The organism is Streptomyces sannanensis, assembly GCF_039536205.1.
In the GTDB taxonomy this organism is placed as follows: Bacteria; Actinomycetota; Actinomycetes; order Streptomycetales; family Streptomycetaceae; genus Streptomyces; species Streptomyces sannanensis.
In genome coordinates this window covers 1,087,024-1,107,400 of the sequence record NZ_BAAAYL010000001.1, presented here as the reverse complement: position 1 = coordinate 1,107,400, position 20,377 = coordinate 1,087,024, and the positions used below count along the sequence as shown (strand labels likewise).

The 20,377-nt window shown below is 73.6% G+C and carries 11 protein-coding genes and 1 pseudogene; 10 read left to right on the top strand and 2 right to left on the bottom strand.

The genetic code is table 11. The annotated features are described in order from the left end of the window. Positions 1 to 39 precede the first annotated feature (39 nt). A complete protein-coding gene (locus ABD858_RS04985) occupies positions 40 to 1,539 on the top strand; it encodes an SCO1417 family PLP biosynthesis transcription factor (RefSeq protein ID WP_345034849.1) in 1,500 nt (499 codons plus the stop codon). Positions 1,540 to 1,579: 40 nt separating this feature from the next. Here the strand turns inward: ABD858_RS04985 and ABD858_RS04980 are convergent, their stop codons facing one another. After that, positions 1,580 to 3,175 carry a DEAD/DEAH box helicase family protein gene (locus ABD858_RS04980; protein WP_345034848.1) on the bottom strand — a complete coding sequence of 532 codons (1,596 nt, stop codon included), beginning with the start codon at positions 3,173 to 3,175 and terminating at the stop codon, positions 1,580 to 1,582. 51 nt (positions 3,176 to 3,226) lie between these two features. Then, complete coding sequence (locus ABD858_RS04975; protein WP_345034846.1) at positions 3,227 to 3,421, bottom strand: hypothetical protein; 195 nt, start codon at positions 3,419 to 3,421, stop codon at positions 3,227 to 3,229. Between the two features lie 298 nt (positions 3,422 to 3,719). Here ABD858_RS04975 and ABD858_RS04970 point away from each other — a divergent pair, with 298 nt between their 5' ends. The 9 genes and pseudogenes from ABD858_RS04970 to ABD858_RS04930 all read left to right on the top strand — a co-directional run bounded on the left by ABD858_RS04970 (position 3,720) and on the right by ABD858_RS04930 (position 20,328). Beyond that, positions 3,720 to 4,112 carry an ankyrin repeat domain-containing protein gene (locus ABD858_RS04970; RefSeq protein WP_345034845.1) on the top strand — a complete coding sequence of 131 codons (393 nt, stop codon included), beginning with the start codon at positions 3,720 to 3,722 and terminating at the stop codon, positions 4,110 to 4,112. A 227-nt stretch (positions 4,113 to 4,339) separates the two neighbouring features. Continuing rightward, positions 4,340 to 5,758 carry a HEAT repeat domain-containing protein gene (locus tag ABD858_RS04965; protein ID WP_345034844.1) on the top strand — a complete coding sequence of 473 codons (1,419 nt, stop codon included), beginning with the start codon at positions 4,340 to 4,342 and terminating at the stop codon, positions 5,756 to 5,758. Between the two features lie 180 nt (positions 5,759 to 5,938). After that, a complete protein-coding gene (locus ABD858_RS04960; protein ID WP_345034842.1) occupies positions 5,939 to 7,060 on the top strand; it encodes a glycosyltransferase family 4 protein in 1,122 nt (373 codons plus the stop codon). Then, entirely contained in the window at positions 7,057 to 8,190 is a 1,134-nt protein-coding gene (locus ABD858_RS04955) for a glycosyltransferase (RefSeq protein ID WP_345034841.1), read from the top strand. The genes ABD858_RS04960 and ABD858_RS04955 overlap by 4 nt, the downstream gene beginning before the upstream one ends. Before the next feature lie 218 nt (positions 8,191 to 8,408). Further along, positions 8,409 to 9,233 (top strand): annotated as a pseudogene (locus ABD858_RS04950) (SGNH/GDSL hydrolase family protein); the annotation flags it as partial. A gap of 79 nt (positions 9,234 to 9,312) precedes the next feature. Next, positions 9,313 to 12,960, top strand: a complete 3,648-nt coding sequence (locus tag ABD858_RS04945) for a hydantoinase B/oxoprolinase family protein (RefSeq protein WP_345034840.1) — start codon at positions 9,313 to 9,315, stop codon at positions 12,958 to 12,960. Positions 12,961 to 13,031: 71 nt separating this feature from the next. Then, positions 13,032 to 14,558, top strand: a complete 1,527-nt coding sequence (locus ABD858_RS04940; protein ID WP_345034839.1) for a hypothetical protein — start codon at positions 13,032 to 13,034, stop codon at positions 14,556 to 14,558. 205 nt (positions 14,559 to 14,763) lie between these two features. After that, positions 14,764 to 15,582: a hypothetical protein gene (locus tag ABD858_RS04935; protein ID WP_345044267.1), complete on the top strand. Its 819-nt coding sequence runs from the start codon at positions 14,764 to 14,766 to the stop codon at positions 15,580 to 15,582. A 27-nt stretch (positions 15,583 to 15,609) separates the two neighbouring features. Beyond that, complete coding sequence (locus tag ABD858_RS04930) at positions 15,610 to 20,328, top strand: hypothetical protein (protein WP_345034838.1); 4,719 nt, start codon at positions 15,610 to 15,612, stop codon at positions 20,326 to 20,328. Positions 20,329 to 20,377 lie beyond the last annotated feature (49 nt).

The window sequence follows — 20,377 nt, the reverse complement described above, 5'->3', positions numbered from 1 at the left end:
ACGAACCATGGCCAATTCGAGGAAGGTGGACTGGATTCCATGGCAGCGTGGACTTCGGCGGTCGGAGCCGCCCAGCTCGCCCGGCAGCTGAACGCACAGCAGCCCCGACCCGCGGGACGCGGCACCCGCAAGCCGCCCGCCTACCGCGCCCTGGCCGACGGCATCCGGCTGCTCGTCCTCGAGGGCCGGGTCCCGGTCGCCGCCCGGCTGCCCGCCGAGCGTGAACTGGCCCTGGCCCTGTCCGTGAGCCGCACCACCGTCGCCGCCGCCTACGAGACGCTGCGCGCCGAGGGCTTCCTGGAGTCCCGCCGGGGTGCCGGCAGCTGGACCGCGGTGCCCGCGGGCAACCCGCTGCCCGCCCGTGGTTTGGAGCCGCTGCCCCCCGAGTCCCTCGGCTCGATGATCGACCTCGGCTGCGCCGCCCTGCCGGCCCCCGAGCCCTGGCTCACCCGGGCCGTCCAGGGAGCCCTGGAGGAGCTGCCGCCCTACGCGCACACCCACGGCGACTACCCCGCCGGTCTGCCCGCGCTGCGCCAGATGCTCGCCGACCGCTACACCGCCCGCGGCATCAACACCATGCCCGAGCAGATCATGGTCACCACCGGTGCCATGGGCGCCATGGACGCCATCTGCCACCTCTTCGCGGGCCATGGCGAGCGCATCGCGGTCGAGTCGCCTTCCTACGCCAACATCCTCCAGCTGATGAGGGAGGCCGGCGCCCGCCTGGTGCCGGTGGCCATGGCCGAGGGGCTGGCCGGCTGGGACCTGCCACGCTGGCGTCAGGTACTGCGGGACGCCGCGCCCCGGCTCGCGTATGTCGTCGCCGACTTCCACAACCCGACCGGCGCCCTGGCCGACGAGGACCAGCGCCGCCGGCTCGTCGACGCCGCCCGCTCCGCCGGGACCGTGCTGGTCGTCGACGAGACGATGTCCGAACTCCGCCTCGAGCCCGGCCTCGAGATGCCACGCCCCGTCTGCGGCTTCGACCCCGCGGGCTCCACGGTGATCACGGTCGGCTCGGCGAGCAAGGCGTTCTGGGCGGGCATGCGCATCGGCTGGGTGCGCGCGGCCCCCGATGTCATCCGCAGCCTGGTCGCCGCCCGCGCCTACGCCGACCTCGGCACGCCCGTACTCGAACAGCTCGGCGTCAACTGGCTGATGCGCACCGGCGGCTGGGAGGAGGCCGTGGGCATGCGCCGCGCCCAGGCCCGCGAGAACCGCGACGCGCTGGTCGCGGCGGTGCGGCGGGAGCTGCCCGATTGGGAGTTCGAGGTGCCGCTCGGCGGGCTCACCCTCTGGGTGAGGGCCGGCGGGCTGTCCGGCTCCCGGCTCGCGGAGGTGGGCGAGCGGGTCGGTGTGCGGGTCCCCTCCGGACCGCGATTCGGTGTCGACGGCGCGTTCGAAGGCTACGTCCGCCTGCCGTTCACGGTCGGCGGCCCGGTCGCGGGGGAGGCGGCAGTCCGCCTGGCAGCCGCGGCGGAGCTGGTCGCGACGGGCGCGACGGCGGGCACGGAGGCCCCGCGCACGTCCGTGGCGTAGGGCCCCTCCCCCAGGGGCCGGGGGCGCGGCTCCCGGTCCGTCAGCCCTCCACTGGCACCGCCGCCGGGGACAGGCCGGGAACGGATTCGCATGCCGGAATGGCCACGACGGGGGTCGGGTCCGGGTCCGGGGTCTCGCGGGGCGGGAGCAGGGCCGTGACCGCCTGGCGGAGAGCCTCCGGCGTCGCGTCGTCGTACGGATCGGGCGTGGCCGGCACCTGGAGGCGCAGGACCGGGCCCACGCCGAGCCGGACGTAGCCGCGGCCGGGCGGCACCTGCGGAGGCGGCGTGGTGTGCGGTGGGGCACCCAGCACCGCCTCGACCTGGTCGGGCGTCGCCGGGCCGAGCACGACCCGGGTGCGGGTGTGCGTCCGTACGGTCTCGCTCAGCGCGTCCAGGGCGTCGAACTGGTCGGCCACCACCACGGTGACGTTCGCGGCGTTGCCGTGCCGCAGCGGCACCTGGAGCAGCTCCTGAGGGTCCGTGCGCCCGTCGGCCGCCGCCAGGTGTCCGAAGACGGTGGGCCGGTCGAGGAGGATCCACAGCGGCCGTTTGATGTCATCGGTTGCGGGGCGCCCGCTCTGCCGGGCCCGGTTCGTGGCGATCAGCCGCCGCTCGGTCTCGTGCGCCGCCCACTCCAGTGCGGCCAGTGCCCCGGCCAGGCCGCACTCCACGGCCAGTACGCCGGTACGGCCCGTGAGACAGGCGTAGTCGCCGGTGCCGCTGCCCTCCACGATCAGTACGTCGCCCTGCTGGAGTGTCTGGAGCGCGATCGAGCGGAGCAGTGTGGTGGTCCCGCTGCCGGGCCGGCCGGCCACGAGCAGATGCGGCTCGCCGGAGCGGGGGCCGGTGCGCCACACCACGGGGGAGGCGTCCCTGGTTTCCATGCCGTCCTCGACCGGCATGGTGCGCTGCACCGCGTCGGGGTCGGTGAATCCCAGCACGGTCTCGCCGGGGGCGGTGATGAAGCGCTGGGCCGCGATGGAGGTGGGCAGCGCGTCGAGCACGCGCATGACGAGCTTGTTGTCCAGTTCGTCCCAGGCGAAGTGGTATTCGCGGCCGCGTCCGGACTTGGCGTGCAGCACTCGCTCGATCAGGGCGCGGGAGGGGGCCTCGCCGTCGGTGAAGTAGGGCGGATAGCTCAACCGGAGCCGGGTGAGCCGCCCGTCGCCGTCGAAAGCGAACTTGTCGAAGGCCTTGGCCCACTCCCCGCCGTGGGCGTACAGCGGACTCGGGTCCTCGGGGAGAGAGAAGTACGGCACCAGTGCCTCGTACAGTGCCCGGAGCCGGGCCAGCTGCGCCGGGGTGGGCCCGGTCCTGGCGGGTGTGCGCTCACGTCCTTTCCAGGCGGCCGCGGCCATCACCGTGATCAGGGCGAGCAGCGGCCCGTACGGGATGAGCGCGACCACCAGGAAGCAGGCGGTGACAAGGAACATCAGCGGTCCGCGCCGGTCCTTGGGTGTCTCCGCCCATTTGCGCCGGCCGACGGCGGCCAGCCGCCGGAGACCACGGGTCACCGTGATCAGCGGTTGGAGAACGTCGGTGGCGTTGTCGGCGGCCGTGCGCGCGAACTCCCGGCTGCGGGCGATCGAGACGCTGCTGCTGCTCAGAATGCGGGGGAGTGGTCGCCGGGCCACATCGGTCTCCTGGAGCGGTGGATGGGGGTACCTCTGGGGAGGACGACGGGGTCAGAACTTGATTCCGCCCAGAAGGCCGGCGAGGCTCGCGCCGCCCGCCGTGATGCTGGGCGCGATCGCGGTGCCCGCGAGGTAGAAGCCGAAGAGAGCGCTGACCAGCGCGTGCGAGGCCTTGAGGCCGTCCTTCTTGAAGAAGAGGAAGACGATGATCGCGAGCAGTACGACGCCTGACATGGACAGGATCATGGGATTTCTCCTGGTTGTGGGGACCGTCACCACGAGTTGACCAAGGATCACGGGAAGTATCTATGTGATAAAAGATGCAAATGGGTGAATCGGTGGCATTTTCACTGAAGTGGCGGACAAGAATTCGACACATGGGCGGCACACTGTCCGGCCGCCTCCGCCGCGTGACCCTCACCCGCCGTGACCCTTGCCGTGGAAGGCCCGGGTCATGCCGCTGGGCGGGCAGTACCCTGTCGGTTCACTCGTACGGCCTGCCGGCCGTACCCACAGGTCAAGGCAGTGAAAGGCGGTCAGTCCGATGAGTGAAGCCCCGGATCCCGAGGTGATCGAACTGGCGACCAAGATCTTCGATCTGGCGCGCCAGGGGGACGCGGACGCGCTCGCCGCGTACGTCGACGCGGGTGTCCCCGCGAACCTTTCGAACGACAAGGGCGACACGCTCGTCATGCTTGCCGCCTACCACGGACACGCCGAGGCGGTACGGGCACTGCTCGACCGCGGAGCCGACCCGGACCGGGCCAACGACCGTGGTCAGACCCCCCTGGCCGGTGCGGTCTTCAAGGGTGAGGCAGCGGTGATCCGGACCCTGCTGGCGGGCGGCGCCGACCCGGCCGCGGGCACCCCGTCCGCGCTGGATACCGCGCGGATGTTCGGCAAGTCCGAGCTGGTGGAGCTGTTCGAGGCCCGCTGAGCGGGACGCCGGAAATGTGGTCGCGGTAGCGAAATGGCTGGGTCATCATGACGTCGAGCCCTCCCCGGGGGAAACATCCGGGGATGTCCCCAGGGCCAACGACGAGAGGCAGAGAGACGATGCACTGCATCAAGCGGAAGACGGCGGGCAGCGGCCGAACATGGTGCTGCGCGGCTGGGCAAGGCACGATTCCCGGTTCGTCGACAGCTTGATGTGAGGCGTTTGCGATGTTCGATCCAGTCATAGCGCCGAGCGGTACCCTGCTCGGCCTGCTCCAGCGGGGCCGCGGCGACGGCACGCTGCACGCGCTCGCCGCGCCGAGAGACGAAGCGCTGGCGGCACTGAACACCTGCGTACTGAGCGACCCCCGCCACGACTGGCAGGTGGAGAACCGCTCCCTCTACTACGCACGCCTCTACCTCGACCTCCACGGCGGCCTCGCGGAGATCGAGCGGCACCTCTTCGCGGCCGACGACATCGTCGACACCGAGGAGCAGCGCACCGGGCTTGCCATCTCCGTACTCGGCCACCTCGCCGCGTACGGACGGGACGACGCCCTGGCACTGCTCCGCCGCTACGCCGGGACCGGCACCAATTGGGCCTGGGCCCTCGACGAACTCGCCCTGCGCGACGACGACGCCGGGCTGCGCTCCCTGGCCGGTCCGGTGCTCGCCAGATTCCCGCGTACGCCGGCAGGCGACGCCGAACTGGCCGCCGCCGTCCGCGACGCCTTCGAACCGCGGCCCTGGCGGCTGTGGGAGGAGGACCCGCGGGAAGCCGTCGGCGCCCGCGTGCGGGCCGCCCGGGAGCACGGGTCGTTCGACCGATGGCAGAGACAGCTGCGACCCAGCGGCCCGCGCCCCGGCTGGAGCGTGCAGGCCGTCTTCGACTGGGCCGAGGAAGGCCTGGAACGCGGCAACGACCTGCACCTTCCGGCGGCCCGCTGCCTGACCGCCGTCGCCGGCCCCGGGGACCGCCCGCTGATCGTCGAGGCCGCACGCAGCGGCCCGGACGCGGCACGCTGCGCGGCCCTGCACTACCTCGCCGAATCACGTGACCCGGCCGTGCTCGATCTGATCGAGGCCGCGGCGCAGAGCCCCTCGCGGACCGTCGCCGAGTCCGCCGTGCAGGCCTTCGAGCGCATGTGCGGCGACGAGGCCGTCGAGCGTGCCCGCCGTTGGGTGCAGCGCCCGGACGCCCTGGGAGCCTCCGCCGCCGGTGTGCTTGCCTGCCGCGGAGAGGCCCGCGACGCCCGGCTGGTGCTGGGCGCGCTGCGCGAGACCGTACGCGCCGACGGCCCCGATGCCCCGCCGCTGTGGTCGCTCGTCGACGGCGCGGGCCGCCTCGGCATCGGCTGCGCGGCGCCGGTGCTGCGGCACATCTACCGGGAGACGGCCTCCTCGCACCTGCGCGGGCGCGCCGCACGCGCGCTGGCCGCCACCGATCCCTCCTTCGTCACGGGCTTCGCCGTCGAATGTCTCTGGGACTGCGAGGAGACGACACGGGAAGTGGCCGCGCTCCACGCCGAACTGGTCGACCCGAGAGTCCCGGAGCGGCTGCGCCACCTGGCCATGGATCCCGCCGAGGAGGCCGAGGTCCAGACCGCGGTCCGCAGCAGATTCGAACCGGACGCGCCGACGGTCTGACCCGCGGATGCCCTGTCCCTCGCGTACCGCGGACCCCGACCCCGACCGACGGACGGGCCGGAGCAGCCGGCCCGTCCGCCGATCGGGGTCCGGGGTCCGGGGGTGAATGCTCATGGGACGTTCCACGTCCGGAAAGATCCAAGTCGGCGGGGCCACCCGTGACGGGACGAGAACACGAGTATGCGTGTCGTCATCGTCACCGAATCCTTTCCGCCCGACATCAACGGTGTTGCCCACTGCACCCTGCAGACGGCGCGGCACCTCGCCGCGCAGGGGCATGACCCGCTCGTCATAGCCCCGGCCGTGGCGACGGCCGAGGACGACAGCGGAGCCCCGTGCCCCGTCGTCCGTGTCCCCTCCCTGCCGCTGCCCGGCTATCCGCAGGTGCGCGTGGCGCTGCCCAGCCGGCGTGTGGCCGCCGCCATGGCTGCCCACGGGGCCGAACTCGCCCACCTGGCGAGTCCCTTCGTCCTGGGTGTGCGCGGCATGGCGGCGGCCGCTCGGCTCGGCATCCCGGCCCTCGCCGTCTACCAGACCGACCTCGCCGGGTACGCCCGGACGTACATGGGCGCGGGCGAGGCCGCGGCATGGCGGCGGCTGCGCGCCGTGCACGGCGCCGCGGACCGTACGCTCGCGCCCTCCACGGCGGCGGCCCGCGACCTGGAACAGCAGGGCATCCCCCGGGTACGGCTGTGGCCGCGCGGCGTCGACACCGTCCGCTTCCGGCCCGCCCTTCGCGACCAGGCCCTGCGCCGTGAGCTGGCCCCCGGCGGTGAGCTCCTCGTCGGATACGTCGGACGGCTCGCCCCCGAGAAGCGGGTCTCGCTCCTCGCGGGGGTCTGCGGCCTGCCGGGCGTCCGTGTGGTCGTCGTCGGGGACGGGCCCAGCGGGCCGTCGCTCCGGGCCGAGCTGCCCGGGGCGGTCTTCCTCGGCCGCAGGACCGGTGACGACCTCGCCCGGGTGTTCGCCTCGCTGGACGTGTTCGCGCACACCGGCCCGTACGAAACCTTCTGCCAGACCGTGCAGGAGGCCATGGCGAGCGGCGTACCGGTGATCGCCCCCGCCGCCGGCGGGCCGCTCGACCTCGTCGCCCACGGCCGCACCGGACTGCTGGTCCCGCCCGGCGACGAGGACGCGCTGCGGCAGGCCGTGGCCACCCTGGCAGCCGACCACGAGCTGCGGGCCGCGTACGGACGGGCCGGCCGGGCCGCCGTCGAGGGGCGCACCTGGGCCGCCGTGGGCGACCGGCTGCTGGGTCACTACGCCGAAGTGCTGGACGCGCGGACGGCGGTGGCGGCGTGAGCGGCCTCCGGATCGTACGGCTGGCGAATTTCGTCACCCCCGCCTCGGGCGGGCTGCGCACCGCGCTGCGCGAACTCGGGCAGGGATATGCGGCGGCGGGCCATGAACCGGTGCTCGTCGTGCCGGGCGAGCGGGCGAGCGACCGGGACACCGAGCAGGGCCGGGTCATCACCCTGCCCGGTCCGGCGCTTCCCGGCACCGGCGGCTACCGCGTACTGGCCGACCGGAGCCGGGTGCGCGGGCTGCTGGAGGCACTGGAACCGGACCGGATCGAGGTCAGCGACCGTACGACGCTGCGCTGGACCGGGGAGTGGGCCCGCCGCGCCAGGGTCCCGTCGGTGATGGTCTCCCACGAGACGGCGGACGGAGTGCTGCGCACCTGGGGGGTGCCGGGGAGAGCAGCCGGACGGCTCGCCGACCGGCTCAACACCCGCAGCGCCTGGGCGTATTCGCGGATCGTGTGCACCACGGAGTGGGCGGAGCGCGAGTTCGTACGCGTCGGCGCACGCAATGTGGTGCGCGCCCCGCTGGGCGTGGACCTGGACCACTTCCGGCCCGGCCGGCGGTTCCCCGCCCCGCGGGACGGCGTGGTGCTGCTGCTCTGCTCCCGGCTGTCGGTGGAGAAGCGGCCGGGCATGGCCCTGGACACGCTCGCCACACTGCGCGCACAGGGTGTACCGGCCTCTCTGATCGTCGCCGGGACCGGGCCGCTGGCCGGCGCGCTGGCGCGGAGCGCCCGTGAGCGGCGGCTGCCCGTGGAGTTCCTGGGTCACGTCGGGGACCGTGAGCGGCTCGCGGAGCTCCAGGCGTCCGCGGACATCTGCCTGGCCCCGGGCCCGGCCGAGACCTTCGGCCTGGCCGCGCTGGAAGCGCTGGCTTGCGGCACACCGGTCGTGGCCAGTGCCTCCTCGGCCCTCCCCGAGGTCCTCGGCACGGCCGGCCTGGCCGCCGCGGACGCCCCGGAGGCCTTCGCCCGTGCGGTACGGGACATGTTGGCCCGTCCGGAACCGGCCCGCCGCGAATCGGCCCGCGCCCGCGCGGAACTCTTCGGCTGGCAGGCCTCCGTCGACGCCTTCCTGTCCGCCCACGACGCTCCAGCGCGTGCCGTACGCAAGGAGGCGTCGACATGACCCGAATCCGGGGGCAGGCCCCCAGCTCCCTGGAGGAGGCGGCCGGTTCGGCATCCGAGGACGGACGCCGGGGCCTGCCTGGCGGGGAGCGTCACCTTGCAGCCTGTCCGGTGCTTGAGGACGGACACTCGGGGAGGCCCGGCGGAGAACGTCGTCCCGCAGCCCGCCCGGCGTTCGAGGACGGACACTCCGGGCCACCGGACGGTGGACGTCACCCCGTGGAAGCCCGCCCGGTCCGCTTCGCGGCTCTCGGCGACTCCCTCAGCGAGGGTGTCGGCGATCCGGTGCACGGCACCTGGCGCGGATGGGCCGAGCTGCTCGCAGGCGGCCTCGCCGTGGACGTGGAGTTCCGCAAGCTCGCCGTCAGCGGTGCCCTCACCCGGGACGTGGCCGAGCGACAGACGCCCGAGGCGCTGGAGTTCGGCCCCGACATCGCGTCCGTCGTCGTCGGGGTCAACGACACGCTGCGCCACAGCTTCGACATCCACGCCCTCGCCCTCCGGTTCGACGAGGTGTGCGCCGCCCTGGCGGGCCGCGGCGCCGTGCTGCTGACGGCCTGTCTGCCCGACCCCGGCGCCATGCTGGGCCTGCCCGCGCCGCTCGCCCGGCCGCTGGCCCGTCGGCAGCGCGCGGTCAACGCCGTGGTGCACGCCGTCTCGGCACGCCATGACGCCGTCCATCTGCACGCCGCCGACGCCGCCTGGGTCGCCGACCGGAGCATCTGGAGTGCCGACCGGCTGCACCCCGGCGAGCGCGGCCACCGGATGATGGCCGCACGCTTCCACGAGCTGCTCACGGCCCGTGGTCTGGCCCTCGGCACCGCGCCGGGGACCGATCCCGAGCAGCCGCCGCCCAGCCGCGCGGCCTCGCTGCTCTGGCTGGCCACCGCCGGCACCGGCTGGGTGGCCCGACGGTCCACCGATCTGCTGCCGCAGCTGCTGGCCCTGGCCGCGTCGGAGGTACGGCACTGGGCCCGCGGCACCAGTGTCCGCCTCGACCAGCAGGCCGCCCGGAGGCTCTCCGCGGCGCTGGCAGCCGTATCGGCCTCCCCCTGGGACTTCGCCCGGGGGACCCCCGTGGGCATTCCGGCGCCGACTTCAGCTCCCTTGCGAGAATGGGAGGATGAGCGGGCGCTGGGAGTTCTGGATCGACCGAGGCGGCACCTTCACGGACGTGGTGGGCAGGCGGCCCGACGGCCGGCTCGTGACCCGTAAGCTGCTCTCGCACAACCCGGAGCGCTATCGTGACGCGGCCGTCGCCGGTATCCGGCTGATGCTCGGACTGGGCCCTGTCGACTCTATCCCCGCCGACCGGGTCGAGATCGTCAAGATGGGGACGACGGTCGCCACCAACGCCCTCCTGGAGCGGCAGGGCGAGCCGACTGTCCTGGTCGTCACGGAGGGCTTCCGCGATGCGCTGCGCATCGCCTACCAGAACCGGCCCCGGCTCTTCGACCGTCGTATCGTGCTGCCCGAGGCGGTGTACGACCGGGTCGTCGAGGTGCAGGAACGCATCGACGCGCACGGATCGACCGTACGGCCCCTCGATCTGGCCGCTGTCACGGACCGGCTGCGTGCCGCCCGCGACGACGGCTTCCGCAGCGCCGCCGTCGTCCTCATGCACGGCTACCGCCACCCCGCCCATGAGGCCGCCGTCGCCGAGGCGGCCCGTGAGCTGGGGTTCACGCAGGTCAGCTGCTCGCACGAGGTCAGCCCGCTGATCAAACTGGTGCCACGGGGCGACACCACCGTCGTGGATGCCTATCTTTCGCCGATCCTGCGCAGGTACGTCGACGAGGTCGCCGAGGAACTCGACGGTATCCGGCTGATGTTCATGCAGTCCAACGGCGGCCTGCGCGAAGCCGCCCACTTCCGGGGCAAGGACGCCGTGCTCTCCGGTCCGGCCGGTGGTGTCGTCGGCATGGCCCGTACCGGCCGGCAGGCCGGCTTCGACCGGGTCATCGGCTTCGACATGGGCGGCACGTCGACCGATGTGTCGCACTACGCGGGCGAGTTCGAGCGGATCTTCGGCACCCGGGTCGCCGGGGTACGGATGCGCGCGCCGATGATGAACATCCACACGGTCGCGGCGGGCGGCGGCTCGATCCTGCACTACGACGGCCAGCGCTACCGCGTGGGCCCCGACTCGGCCGGAGCCGTACCCGGACCCGCCTGCTACCGGCGGGGCGGACCGCTCGCCGTCACCGACGCCAATGTGATGCTCGGCCGCGTCCAGCCCGCCCACTTCCCGGCCGTCTTCGGCCCCGACGGCGACCAGCCGCTCGACGACGCCGTCGTGCGGGCGCGCTTCACGGAACTCGCAGAGAAGGTGGGCGGCGGCCGCACCCCCGAGGAGGTTGCCGCGGGCTTCCTGGAGATCGCGGTGCTCAACATGGCGAATGCCGTCAAGAAGATCTCCGTGCAGCGCGGGTACGACATCACGCGTTACGCGCTCAACAGCTTCGGCGGCGCGGGTGGGCAGCACGCCTGTGCCGTCGCCGACGCGCTGGGCATCAACACGGTGATCGTGCCGCCGCTGGCCGGTGTCCTCTCCGCCTACGGCATGGGTCTCGCCGACGCCACCGCGATGCGCGAACAGTCCGTCGAGGCGGAGCTGGACGAGAAGACGCTGGGCCGCGTACGCGAACTGTGCGACGCGCTCGCCGAACGCACCCGAGCCGAGCTGCGCGCCGACGCCGTCCCGGACAGCGCGATCAGCACGCACGCACGCGTACTGCTCCGCTACGCCGGTACGGACTCCAGCCTGCCCGTCGACCTGGCCGGCATCGCCGACATGACCGGGGCCTTCGAGGCCGCCCACCGGACCCGTTACGCCTTCACCATGGACAAGCCGCTGGTCGTCGAGGCGGTCTCGGTGGAGGCCGTGGGCGCGGCCGGACCGCACGGCCCGCAGGCCGTCGAGCAGGCCGCCCGTGAGGGCACGCTCGAGCGCCGGGCGATGGTAGGGATGTACGTGGAGGGCCGCCGCCAGGACACCCCGCTGTACCGGCGGGAGGATCTGCGGCCCGGCGACACCGTCGAGGGCCCGGCGATCATCGCCGAGGCCGACGCCACCACCGTGGTGGATCCCGGCTGGCAGGCGGCCACCGGGGAGCGGGGGCATCTGCTGCTCACCCGGGTGCGTCCCCGTCCGAGCAGGGTCGCGGTGGGCACGGACGTCGACCCGGTCATGCTGGAGATCTTCAACAACCTCTTCATGGCGATCGCCGAGCAGATGGGCGTACGCCTCGAGAACACCGCGCACTCGGTCAACATCAAGGAGCGGCTCGACTTCTCCTGCGCGCTGTTCGACGCCGAGGGCAATCTCATTGCGAACGCCCCGCACATTCCCGTGCATCTCGGATCCATGGGGGAGTCGATCAAGGAGGTGCTGCGACGCAACGAAGGCACGATGCGTCCCGGTGACGTCTACGCCATCAATGACCCGTACCACGGCGGTACGCACCTGCCCGATGTGACGGTGGTGACGCCCGTCTTCGACGAAGACGGCACCGGGCTGCTGTTCCTGGTGGCCTCGCGCGGCCATCACGCCGAGATCGGCGGCATCACCCCCGGATCCATGCCCGCCTTCAGCCGGACCGTCCACGAGGAGGGCGTCCTCTTCGACAACTGGCTGCTGGTACGGGACGGCAGGCTGCGCGACGCCGAGACGCGCGCGCTGCTCGCCGACGCGCCGCACCCCTCGCGCGACCCGGACAGCAATCTGGCCGATCTGCGGGCCCAGATCGCCGCCAACGAGAAGGGCATCGCCGAACTGCGCAGGATGGTGGACCAGTTCGGCCTCGACGTCGTCCACGCGTATATGCGGCACGTCCAGGACAACGCCGAGGAGTCGGTGCGCCGGATCGTCGCCGAACTGCGTGACGGCTCGTACCACTACGAGACCGACAACGGCGCGGTGATCCAGGTCGAGGTACGTGTGGACCGCGAGACCCGCAGCGCGGTACTGGACTTCACCGGAACCTCGCCCCAGCAGCCGGGGAACTTCAACGCGCCCAAGTCGGTCGTCATGGCCGCGGTCCTCTATGTCTTCAGGACCCTGGTCGCCGACGACATCCCGCTCAACAGCGGCTGCCTCAAGCCGCTGGAGGTCCGCGTCCCGGACGGCTCGATGCTCGCTCCCGAGTATCCCGCGGCGACCGTGGCAGGCAACGTCGAGACCTCGCAGGCCGTCACCGGCGCGCTGTACGCGGCGCTGGGCGTCCAGGCGGAGGGCTCCGGCACCATGAACAACCTCACCTTCGGCAATGACCGGGTGCAGTACTACGAGACGATCGCCAGCGGCTCGGGCGCGGGCGACGGCTTCGACGGGGCCGACGCCGTGCAGACCCATATGACCAATTCGCGCCTCACCGACCCCGAGGTGCTGGAGTGGCGCTATCCGGTGCGCCTGGAGAGCTTCGCGGTGCGCGAGGACAGCGGCGGCGCCGGCCGCTGGCGCGGCGGCCATGGGGTGGAGCGCCGGCTGCGCTTCCTGGAGCCGATGACGGTGGCGCTGCTCTCGGGGCACCGCAGGGTGCCGCCGTACGGCATGGCCGGCGGCGAGCCCGGCGGACTGGGCAGCAATGTCATCGAGCGCGCCGACGGCACGATCACGGTGCTGGAGGGCTGTGACACGGCGGAGGCGGGCCCCGGGGACGTACTGGTGGTCCGCACGCCGGGGGGCGGCGGCTACGGGCGCATCCCCGGGCCGTCCGGCGAGCGAGGACGGACGGACAGGGTCAACACCACGGCGGAACAGCACTCGTAAGAGCCTGCGGAGTGCCGGTCAGGATTGCGCTGTTTCGCCGGTTGTCGGTGTGAGGACCTAATCTGTCCACCGTGACTTCGCCTGCCTCGACGGATCTTGCTCCGCCCCAGCTCAGCGCGGGGCCGCGGCCCGCGCTGGGCCCGGCCGCCGACGAGGGCCTGGCGCGGCGGCTGCGCGCGCTCGCCTGCACCGCGCCGCTGCACGATCTCGACGTGCGCAAGGCCAATCTGGCGGGGGAGTACTCGGTCTACGCGATGGCGGAAGTGGCGCTCGCCGCCATCGACCTGGTCACGCTCAACATGGACTTCGACACCGGGGCCGACCACGACCAGATAGTGGCCCGGCTCGTCCCGCGCGTCGCCGCCCAGGCACCGGCACGGCCGGCCGCCGAGCACGAGCGGGTCGCCCGCTGGGTGCTCGAGAACCTGATCAACGTCGGCAGCGTGGACCGCGGATTCCGCGCCGTGTACGGCACCTTCGGGGCGGACGGTGTGTACATCCGCCGAGACTACGACTTCAAGCTGATCGAGGAGGTGCCGGGGTGCGGCGGCAGTGTCTATCTGCGTACGACGGACGAGGCCGTCAATGTGCTGGTCGGCGCCCTCGACACGGACGTCACGAGCGCGCAGATCGCGGCCGAGGTGAAGCTGGAGGTCCTTGTCAGCCGCGGCCGGCTGGCCGACGCGCAGCTCGCGGCCGAGCAGGCCCGGTACCGGACCGTGCAGTACGCCGAGACGCTCCGCAAGACGCTGGACGCCACCCGGCGCAATGTGCGGGCCGTCGACTGGCTCAACACCGTGCCGGACATGATCGCCGAGGCGCTCGACCACGTCGCTGACCGGTACCGCCACGAGAACGCCATCCTCACCAACATCCGCAAGGCGAGGGACGAGGCCGAGGACCCCGAGAACAAGCGACGCGCCGCCGAGCTCGTCGACATAGTCAAGGACTGCATCCGCCGCCACACCCAGCTCCAGTCCCGGCTGCTGGAGGCCGGCCCGCTCTTCCGCGCCGAACAGGACCGGCAGGCCTTCGCCCGGCCCACGGCCCGCACCGGCCTCGACCTGTACGGGCAGCTGGTCGCCCCGCTGCTGCCGTTGCCCGTGGAGCAGGCGATCCGGGTCACCGACGCCTTCTTCGCACATGGCACGGGGCTGCGCACGCCCGCGTCGGTACGGGTCGGGGACCTGGTCGACCTGCTGCTCACGCCTCCTGTGGAGCGGGAGCACCTCGGTGCGGAGATGCCCGAACCGGATCTGATCGCCACGCCGGACGACAGCCGCTTCAGCGAGGAGCAGCTGGCCGCCGCGAAGGAGCTGCTCGACCTCCCGCACGACGCCCCGCGTCGCCTGTCGGGTCTCCTGGCGGAGGCACGCCGCCGCGATCCCGACCTGCCCTACCTGGTCGCCCTGCTCGCCGTGCACGCGGCGAGCCCCCCGGTCGGTACGGCGTACCGGCAGGGCGAGGAGCGGCTGCTCTTCGCCGTCGACGACGGGACGGTGCTGGACGACCCCGAGTTCGGCGGCGCCGACCTGATCGTGGGCACGGCCCTGCTGGACGCGGCCGGAATGGCTGCGGACCGCACGGAGGCGGCATGATCACGCCGACCGGGCCGTGCCCGCCCACCGGCCCGCATCGGGCCCGTACGACCAGCAGCACCCCCAGCAAGGAGCACCAGTGACCGACACGCCCGAGGCCGCAGAGCCCGTCGAGGCCGAGGCGCCCGACGCGCCCGCGGAGGGCGCGTCGCGCCCCGGGTTCGACAGCGTCTGGTCGGCGCGCGCCGCAAGCGCGGACGCGCGGATCACGCCCGCCGACGCCGCCGACGCCGCGCGGCTCGTCGCCTTCGGCCTGCAGCCCAAGCTGCTGCCCGCCCGGGACGCCGAATACGCCGAGCTGCTCCGGCGGCACCGCGAGGACCCCGCCTTCGCGCGGCTCACCGACGCGGTCGCCGCCGGACTCGGGCTCGTGGTACTGGAGGTCTCGCCCCGTGCGGGCATGGCCGTGACGGCCGGTGAGGACTCCGTCTTCGCGGTCCGCATGGGCGACTACGCCCGCCGTACCGCGGCCGACTCCGCCGATCGCTTCCTGCACGGCCTCGCCCACCTCGCCGTCGCCGCCATGGCCTTCCCCCGCCCGGAGGACCTCGCCGACGACGGCTACATCGGCCGGATCACGGTCAACGGCGTCGACGCCTTCGTACGCCAGGCCTGCCGCCGGCTGGAGGAGCGTGCCGAAGAGCTGGGCGAGAACACCGACCCGCAGACCGACGCCCCGGGCCTCGAAGCGGCCTGGCGGATCTACGCCCGGCGCAGCGCGACCGGAGCCACCAAGGACGCCCGAAGGCTCGCCGGTTCCACCACCGGCATCGTGGCGAAGGCCGTCGCCTTCCTCACCGACTCCGGGTTCCTCCAGCGCACCGGCGACGACGCCGGCGGCGCGTACCGCACCACCGCCCGGTACCAGCTGCAGGTCCGCGACATGGCCGGCAGTGCCGCGCTGACCGAGCTGCTGGAGCTGGGCATCGTGCCGGTCACCGACGGCACCGCGACCCTGCTGCCGCCGCCCGACGGCGACGATCTGGAGCTGGCCGCCGACGCCGGCCTGCCCTTCCACGCCTAGCCCACAGAACTACGAGAGTCCGCCGACATGTACGAGCTGTCCCGGGTACGCCTCTACTCCATCGGGCCCGCCGGTGCGCGCTACGCCGACACCGTGCTCGACCTGCGTGGAGTGGGCGAGCCCGTGCCCCACCCCGCCCCCATCCAGGCGGAGTTCTTCGAGGACGAGCCGGTCGGCCCGCCGCGCCGTCCCGCCCCCGCGGGCGTCCTCTTCCTGGAGAACGGCGGCGGCAAGTCCGTACTGCTCAAGCTGATCTTCTCGGTGATGCTGCCGGGCCATCGCAACACCCTCGGCGGCGCCAGCTCCGGTGTGCTCCGCAAGTTCCTGCTCGCCGACGACTGCGGCCATGTCGCCCTGGAGTGGCAGCACACGCTCACCGGCGAGCTGGTCGTCGTCGGCAAGGTCAGCGAGTGGCGCGGCCGCCAGGTCTCCAACGACCCGCGGAAGTTCGCCGAGGCCTGGTACTCCTTCCGGCCGGGGCCGGGTCTGAGCCTGGACTCGCTGCCGGTCGCCGAGTCCACGGCCGTACGCCCGCCCGTCGAGGGCGCCTCCGGCGCGCAGGGCCGGCGCCGCACGATGAAGGGCTTCCGGGACGCGGTCACCGAGGCGGGCAAGGCGTACCCGCACCTCGACGTGTACTGGGAAGAGATCCACGACCGCTGGAACGAGCACCTCGGCGAACTCGGCCTCGACCCCGAACTCTTCCGCTACCAGCGCGAGATGAACGCGGACGAGGGCGAGGCGGCCGGCCTCTTCGCGGTGAAGAAGGACTCCGACTTCACCGACCTGCTGCTGCGTGCCGTCACCGACACCCGTGATACCGACGGCCTCGCCGACCTCGTCGGCGGTTTCGGCAACAAGCTCGGCCGCCGGGCCGAACTCACCGCCGAACGCGACTTCACCGCGGGCTCGGTGGACCTGCTGGGCCGGATCGTCGAGGCGGCGGAGACGCGGTCGCGCACCCGGGACGTACACGCCGGGGCCGAGCGCCGCACCCGTACGCTCGCGCGTCGGCTGTCCGCCCGCGCCGGTGAGGAGCGCGGCCGGGCCGCCGACCTCGCCCAGCAGGTCACGACCGCCGCACACGCCGTCACCGAGGCGGAGCAGGCCCGAGGCCGCAGCTCGCTCATCGCCGCCGAACTGGCCTACCGCAACGCCTCATTGGCGCTGGCCGCAGCCGAGAAGGCCGCCAACGCGCAGCGCCGGGAGCTGGTCGACGCCCGCACCCTGCACGCGGCCTGGCAGGCCGCGGAGGCCGTGCTGCGGCACCGCGCCGCCGCCGACCGCTCCGTGCGCGTGGCCGCCGCCATCCGCGAGGCCGAGCGCGACGCCGCCCCGGCGCTGGCCGCCCGCGCCAAGGCCGCCTCCGACCTCGTACGGGCCCTGCACACCGCCGCCGAGAGCGGCGAGCGTGTGGCCAATGAGGAGGAGGAGCGCTCCGCCACTCTCCAGGAGGCCGGAGAGACCGCCCACCGCGACGCCACCGTCGCCGCGACGGAGGCGCAGCGGGCCCGCAGCGAGGCCGGCCACCTGCGCCAGCGCCTCGCCGAGGTCGAGCAGGAGACCGCGGAAGCGGTACGGGCCGGCTGGCTCGACGACACCGCCCCCGACGCCGATCCGGCACGGGCCGCGCTCGCCGCGAGCGACGCCGAGAAGACGGCGGTCGAGGCCTGGGAGTCCGCCCGCGAGGCGGCCCGCGTGACGACCGACCGTGCCAAGGAGGCCGCCGCCGCGGGGGCCCGCGCGGAGCTGACCGCGGCCCGCGCGGAGGACGCGGCCAAGGCGGCGGAGAACGCGTACGAGGCGGAGCGCCGTGCGGCGGCGTCGATCGCGAGCGAGGAGCGCCTCGCCGAGCTGCTGAGCCTCCCGTCCACTGCACCGACGGGCAGTGTGCCGCACCCGCGCCGGGGCGGGTACCCCGACGCCTCCGACGGCCACGAAGGCTCCGCCTCCGGCTCGGGGGTCCCGTACCCCGGGGACGCCCGCGCCGGCCGCCCTCCGCGGCCGCGGACCGAAGGGTCGCTCACCGCCGAGGAGTTGGACCGCTACGCGGACGAACTGCGTGACCTGATCGAGCAGGTCGTCTCCTCCGCCGAGCGGCAGCTGTTCGAGCTGCGGACCGCCGCCGCCGACGACTCGCGCATTCTGGGCGCCCTGGGCGACGGCGGACTGCTGCCGCCCGGCCCGGACGTGCTCGCGACCGTCGAGTTCCTGGGTGAGCACGGCATTCCCGCCCTGCCCGGATGGCGCTATCTCGCCCAGGCCGTCGACCCGGCCGACCATGCAGCCGTGCTCGCCGCCCGGCCCGAACTGGTCGACGGTGTCGTGATCACCGACCCCGACTCGCACTCCCGGGCGCGTGAAGTCCTCACCGGCGCCGCCCTGTTGCCCCGGTCCACCGTCGCCGTCGGCACCGCCGCGGCCCTGCTGGCGCCGGTGCCGCCGCAGGGCATCGGTGAGGACGGGGACGTCTTCCTCGTGCCGCCGAACCCGGCCATGCACGACGAGCATGCCGCCGACGAGGAGCGGCAGGCGCTGCGGGCCCGCGCGGCCGAGCGTGACGAGGAGATCCGCGCGCTCGCGGCGCGCCTCGCCGGGGACCGTTCGCTGGCCGCGAGGCTCGGTTCATGGCGCTCGGACTGCCCGGCGGGCATGCTCGCCGAGCTCGCGACGGCGGCCCGCGGCGCCCGCGAAGCGGCCGAGGCCGCCGAGGAAGCGCTCGCCGAGGCCCGCACGGTCCGCGCGGAGGCGGACGAGGCAGCGGCCGACGCGTCCGGGATCCGGGACGAGCGGCAGGAGGCCGCGCAGCGGGCCCGTCGCGCCGCCGACGCGCTCGCCGGGCTCGCGTTCCGGCTCCGCGAAAGGCCCGGCTGGCAGGCCAGGCTGCGCGAACTCGCCGACGAGGCAGCCGAGTCCGAGGCTCGGGCGCAGGTATGCCTCGAGCGGGCGCGGGCCGCCGACGAGGACCGCCGGGCCGCCCAGCGCGCCGCCGACGACGCGCGTCGCACCGCCCGCGCGCTGCGCGCCGAGCGTGCGGAGATCGCCGGTGCCCCGGAGAACCTCCCCGACGAAGGTGACGCGCCACGCGCCGCGCTGCCCGCCCTGCGCGAGGCGTACCGGGCCGCGTCCCAGGTGTACGAAAAGGTGGGCGTCGGCGCCGATCTGCGTGCCGAGCAGGCCAGGGCGGAGAGCGACGAGAGTGCCGCGCTCGCCGAGCTGGACCGCCTCACCAACAAGGTGCGTACCCGCGCGGAACAGCTGCTCGAGAGCACGGACGGCGCCGACGGCCCGTCCCGCCAGGCCGCGGCGGCCCGCGCCGAAGCCCTGGTCCAGATGCTGGAGTCGCGGGCGTCCACGGCCAGCGAGCAGCTGGGGCGGCTGCGCGGCGAGGCGGAGCGCCTGGCGCCCGAGGACGGCGAGGCGCACACCCAGCTGCCCGACGAGCTGGTGCCGGTCGACGTCGACATGGCGGGCACCCTGCTGCGTATGGCCAACGGCGACCTCGCGGACCGTACCGAGGCGCTGGAGACGGCCAGGACCGTCCACACCGAACTGCTTCGGGCGCACCGCGCCGCCGAGGACGCGGCCGGCGGCTTCGACGAGACCGCGGCCCTGCTGCGCGATCTGCTGAGGGACCAGGCCGTCGGTGCGCACGAGGAGGGTGCCGAGGCGCCCGAGCCGTACCCGGGCGCGCTCGAGGAGGCCCGGAAGACGGCCGCCGAGGCACGCCGATCGCTGCGTGGCTGCGCCGCCGACCTCTCGGCGGCCGAGGCGGCCGTCCGTGAGGCCTCCGACGTGCTCGTACGCCACGCCAACTCCACCCGCTACGAGCAGGTGCGCACCCCCGCCCGCCAGCAGATCCGCGAACTGCCGGCGTCGGCCCTGCCCGAGCACGCCGCGAAGTGGGCGGAGGCGTTCGCGCCCCGCCTGCGCGTGCTCACCGACGAGCTGGAGCAGCTGGAGCGCAACCGCGGCAGCATCGTCGACAGGCTGCGCGGCCTGGTGGAGTCCGCGCTGGCGACGCTCCGCTCGGCGCAGCGGCTGTCCCGGCTCCCGGAGGGCCTGGGGGAGTGGTCGGGTCAGGAGTTCCTGCGGATCCGCTTCGAAGAGCCGGACCAGGCCACACTGGCCGAGCGGCTCGGCGACGTGATCGACGAGGCGACCCGCGCCGCCGTGAAGAAGAACTCCGATCTGCGCAGGGACGGCATGTCGCTGCTTCTGCGCGGAGTTCAGGCGGCCCTCGAACCGAAGGGGGTCGCCGTGGAGATCCTCAAGCCGGACGCGGTGCTCCGCGCGGAGCGCGTACCGGTCGGCCAAATGGGAGATGTGTTCTCCGGCGGCCAGCTGCTCACCGCGGCCATCGCGCTGTACTGCACGATGGCGGCGCTGCGCAGCAACGACCGGGGACGGGACAAGCACCGGCACGCCGGAACGCTGTTCCTGGACAATCCGATCGGCCGCGCCAACGCCACCTATCTGCTGGAGCTCCAGCGGGCGGTGTCCGACGCGCTGGGCGTTCAGCTCCTCTACACGACCGGGCTGTTCGACACCACCGCGCTCGCCGAGTTCCCGCTGGTCATCCGGCTCCGCAATGACGCGGACCTGCGCGCGGGCCTGAAGTACATCAGCGTGGAGGAGCACCTCCGGCCGGGACTGCCGCAGCAGACCCCGGCAGACGGCCAGACGGTGCACGGGGAGATCACGGCGACGAGGATGTTCAAGCGTCCCGCACCGCATCCTGCCTGATCGGATCGGCGCACTTCTCGCCGGTCGTCATCGGGACACCAGGCCGACG